A 615-nucleotide genomic window follows, 5' to 3' on the forward strand; every position below is an offset into this window, starting at 1 on the left:
CGCCGACCGTCGCGTTCCGGACCCGTATCTCGCCCGTCGCCTCAGTTTCGAGCGACCCCGACACGGGCGGCGGATTGATGAAGAACGTCCGGGCCGGGTAGCGCGTCCCTAGCTGGATCTGCGTCGAGCCGGTCGAGCCCGTGGCGCCCGCTCGGAGGACGTCGTTGCGGAGGTCGCCGAAGTCGTCTTCGACCTGCTGGCTGTGTTGGAACTCGACGTTCGCGTTGTCCGTCGGGACGACCTGAACCTGATAGACCCCGAGCGCTAAGATCAGGAACCCGAACAGGATCACCGTTCCGACCACGACCGACTGGCCCCGACGGTCGCGACTGAATCGCATTGTGCGGTGTCGACGCCGAGCGAGTATAAAAGCCTCCGTCCGACCTCTCAGACGCGATACTTGGGCGGGTCCGATCGGGACCGGAACCGAACGAGGTCAGTCGCCGCCAGCCCGCCGCTCCGTTAGCCACGCCGACGCGACGGCCACGGCGCCCGCGAAGCCACCGAGCAGCACCGCCTGCGTCCAGTTGAAATCCAGCAGCGTCCCCGCGACGAGCGTGACGACGAGGAACGCGACCGTGAGGGCGCCGAGCGTCGAGCCGAGGTCGGCCGAGG

At 68.0% G+C, this 615-nt stretch carries 1 pseudogene; it reads right to left on the bottom strand.

Features of this window, described 5'->3' with window-relative positions:
* Positions 1 to 340: pseudogene (locus DVK07_RS20570) on the bottom strand (hypothetical protein); the annotation flags it as partial.
* Positions 341 to 615: the final 275 nt, after the last annotated feature.

The sequence above is a fragment of the Halorubrum sp. Atlit-26R genome, from assembly GCF_003666015.1.
GTDB lineage: Archaea > Halobacteriota > Halobacteria > Halobacteriales > Haloferacaceae > Halorubrum.